The sequence below is a fragment of the Zhongshania sp. genome (assembly GCF_041584495.1).
In the GTDB taxonomy this organism is placed as follows: Bacteria; Pseudomonadota; Gammaproteobacteria; order Pseudomonadales; family Spongiibacteraceae; genus Spongiibacter.
On sequence record NZ_JBFHDY010000202.1, the window covers coordinates 1 to 3,538 of the forward strand.

Below are 3,538 nucleotides of genomic sequence, written 5' to 3' on the forward strand. Positions count from 1 at the left end.
CGCCGCGCGTGAACCGCTAACGATAGCAATTAAGACTTCCTCTTAAGCATGTTGTTATCGAGAGCGAATGGCATTGGATTTTCATTCTATGATTTTTTGGATTTTCGATATTGATCGGGCGTTAAATGAAACCAGCGCTTAAATGCCCTCCGGAAACTAGAGCTGTCATGATAGTTGAGTAACGCCGCTATTGCGTCCACTGACATGTCGCTATTTCGTAGATAGCTACTTGCCTGCTGTGACAGTATCTGATCTCGAATTGTACGAAAGTTACTGCCTTCCTGGGTAAGTCTCCGCGCTAAGGTGCGTTCACTGATGAATAGCATTGCTGCGGCTCTATTTTCGTTAAGTACGCCGGGTGGGTGGGTAAGCATCATTTTTTCAATTTGATGGGTTATGCTATTAGTTTTATTGCGCATTTTATCCAGCATCGATTGGCATTCTCGCAATGCCAATGAATAGCTCTCGTGGTTCGCTGATGCATTGGGTATTTCGCAAATGTTTTTTGGTATTTTAAATATTAGTTCGGGACTGGAGAACTCAATTAACCCCGGTAGAAATTCAGAATACCGCTGGCTATAGTCAGGCTCTTTGAACGAAAAGCATATTTTTGCATATTCTATAGGCATGCCAACAATAAACTCTGCACATTGAAAAAGAACAGACGCGTATATTTCCGATATTGCTCTAAGAATATCAGCATCTAGATCTGTTTCAAAATAACAATAGCACTCCCAGTATTCCTTAGTTAGTTTCAATTTTATGTGGGAAAAGTCGACCCGGGTTGGGAGGTAGGTTTGGAATGCCTTAAGAGTGGCTAGTAGATTTGGGCTGCTACTCGCCATGAATCCCATTGCACCATGAGTGTTAGGTGTTAAGTATTTTCCAAGCCGCAAGCCAAACATCTGGTCGTTAGATATGCATAGTGCATTTTTTAATATTTGAATTTGTTGTTTAGACGTGAGCAGGGTGTCTTCGCGCAATAATTGATTGGCTGAAACATCGGTTTGTGCGAGGAGTGTCGGAAGTTTATGAGCATCTATGCCCAATACGCGAGCTATCAAGCGAGAATAATTGGGAGGGAAGCAGCCTTGTTCGGCTATATTCAGGGGAGTAGGCTGCATTGGCGCTTCCATTTTTTATGTTTCTTTCTGCGTTAATGTCACGGGCACGTCAAGATATCATGAAAGGGTAAGTGTCTGGAAATGTCCCTGAGATGTCAAGATATGACCTTATTTTACTTGGTAGGGTGGCTTAATCTAATACCTCGATATAAGTAGTAAATGCTTCTATACCGGCCATGCTGGAAATGGCTGAGCTTGTAGATCTGAATGGAGAGGGTTATGGGTAGTATTACGTTCTTGGAACACAATGGGGCCAAGCATATTGTAGAAATCGAATCGGGAAAATCTCTGATGCAAACCGCTCTGGATGGGGGTATTCCAGGCATTGACGGAGACTGTGGTGGTGAATGCGCCTGTGGAACATGCCATCTAATTGTTGAGGTTGGGTATATCAATATTGTAGGCAGTGCGAGCGGTGAGGAGTTGCAGATGCTGGAGCTCACGCCTGACCGCACTGATAATTCGAGGCTAGCCTGCCAGGTTATAGCTTCAGACGATATGGATGGAATGATTGTGCAATTGCCAGAGTTTCAGATGTAGTTATTTCTATCCTAAAAAATTATTTAAAATACACCGTGTGAGAAAATAGATGAGCATTGTTAATTTGGTGGCAGACAAAGCCGCAGCAATAGTGCCGATGCCGATACAGGTGAGGGCTGGTCATTTAATTTATAAGACAAAGACTGCAATTGGTATATATAAGGAGTTTCCGGAGTTTGTTGAAGCGCCGGTGCCAGACGTGTCAACGCTGGCAATTGAGGATATTGATGTCAGTAATCCGTTCATTTTTAAACAAAACAAATGGGAATCATATTTTAAACGTTTGCGTGACGAGTGTCCTGTCCATTTTCAGAAGAATAGTCCTTTCGGTCCGTTTTGGTCTATCACGCGTTACGATGATATTGTATTTGTCGACAAACATCATGAGTTGTTTTCGTCGGAGCCAATTATTGTGATCGGAGAGGCGCCTAAAGAGCTATCCGTGGAAATGTTCATTGCTATGGATCCGCCCAAACATGATGCCCAGCGACAAGCCGTGCAAGGGGTTGTGGCGCCAAAAAATCTGAAAGATATGGAGGGGCTAATTCGCAGTCGTGCCCAGGATGTTCTAGATAAGCTACCGTTAAATACGCCTTTTGATTGGGTGGAAAGTGTCTCGATAGAACTAACGGCAAGAATGTTGGCGACATTGCTAGATTTTCCTTATGAACAGCGGCATAAATTAGTGTATTGGTCTGATTTGGCTGGTAGTGGCGCGGCCTCTACAGGTGGTTCAAACGACATGGATGAGTTGTTTAGAGGTATGCAAGATATGGCCAGGGAATTCTCTTTGCTTTGGCGAGAGAAAGAGGCAAGGATTGCCTCTGGAGAAGAAGTTGGTTTTGACCTGATTGGCATGTTGCAGAGTAATGACGCCACCAAAAACTTAATCGACAAACCAATGGAGTTTCTCGGAAACTTGGCATTGTTGATTGTCGGTGGAAATGATACAACTCGTAACTCAATGTCGGGCGGGGTGCTTGCATTTAATCGGTTTCCTGATGAATTTATTAAGCTAAAGAATGACCCTAGCTTAATTCCAAGTATGGTGTCAGAAATTATTCGTTGGCAAACGCCGTTAGCGCATATGCGCCGTATTGCGAAAGTTGATGTCGAAATAAACGGAAAGAAAATTAAGGCGGGCGATAAAGTGGTCATGTGGTACGCCTCTGGTAATAGAGATGAAACTATTATCGACAGACCGGAACAGTTTATTATTGATAGAAAAGGAGCTAGAAATCATTTGTCTTTCGGTTTTGGTGTTCATCGGTGTATGGGTAACCGTTTAGCAGAATTGCAATTACGTATATTGTGGGAGGAAATGCTTGCACGCTTTGATAAGGTTGAGGTTATAGGTGAGCCGGAATATGTTCAGTCCAATTTTGTAAGAGGCTATTCAAAGTTGATGGTAAAGCTGACGGCAAAAAATAGTGGTTGAGAGGTGTTGGTATAAAAATTGTTTTTATGCCAACACCTAGCTTGTCAGGGAATCTCTGCATAGCATTCAAAATTTCCGATAATGCCAGTGTCATCCATTTTGCTTGGAACAGTGTATGAGCCGCCTAGCCTTTGCCGCAGCGGAATATCAAAATAAAAGGCGTAAAACCCGCGAGCTTTTCTTTGAAAAAATGGATGCACTGATTACCGTGGGTAAAGTTGGATAAAAAGCCACACAAATACTATCCAAAACACGAGGTCGCGAATTCACTTTACCCTCTAGAAATTATGCTTCGCGCACACTGCCTACAATTGTTCAATAAGCTCAGCGACCCCACAATGGATGGTGCCTTACACGAAATAGAATCCATGCGCCGCTTCGGTGTTTTTTGTTTATCCGTTCGCTTACCGGCCGAAAGCACGATCTGCGAGAGTCC

4 protein-coding genes are annotated in these 3,538 nt (G+C 43.2%); 3 read left to right on the forward strand and 1 reads right to left on the reverse strand.

Features of this window, described 5'->3' with window-relative positions; all coding sequences use genetic code 11:
* Nucleotides 1-86: 86 nt before the first annotated feature.
* Nucleotides 87-1,136: an AraC family transcriptional regulator ligand-binding domain-containing protein gene (locus ABYP33_RS17980; protein WP_373092612.1), complete on the reverse strand. Its 1,050-nt coding sequence runs from the start codon at nucleotides 1,134-1,136 to the stop codon at nucleotides 87-89.
* Between the two features lie 207 nt (nucleotides 1,137-1,343).
* Here ABYP33_RS17980 and ABYP33_RS17985 point away from each other — a divergent pair, with 207 nt between their 5' ends.
* The 3 genes from ABYP33_RS17985 to ABYP33_RS17995 form a co-directional block, all read left to right on the forward strand.
* The gene (locus ABYP33_RS17985) at nucleotides 1,344-1,664 is read left to right on the forward strand and encodes a 2Fe-2S iron-sulfur cluster-binding protein (protein ID WP_373092614.1); all 321 of its coding nucleotides are present in this window, start codon (nucleotides 1,344-1,346) and stop codon (nucleotides 1,662-1,664) included.
* 49 nt (nucleotides 1,665-1,713) lie between these two features.
* Nucleotides 1,714-3,102 carry a cytochrome P450 gene (locus tag ABYP33_RS17990; protein ID WP_373092616.1) on the forward strand — a complete coding sequence of 463 codons (1,389 nt, stop codon included), beginning with the start codon at nucleotides 1,714-1,716 and terminating at the stop codon, nucleotides 3,100-3,102.
* Nucleotides 3,103-3,320: 218 nt separating this feature from the next.
* Nucleotides 3,321-3,538: transposase (locus ABYP33_RS17995; protein ID WP_373092618.1), on the forward strand; the 218-nt coding region annotated here is incomplete at its 3' end.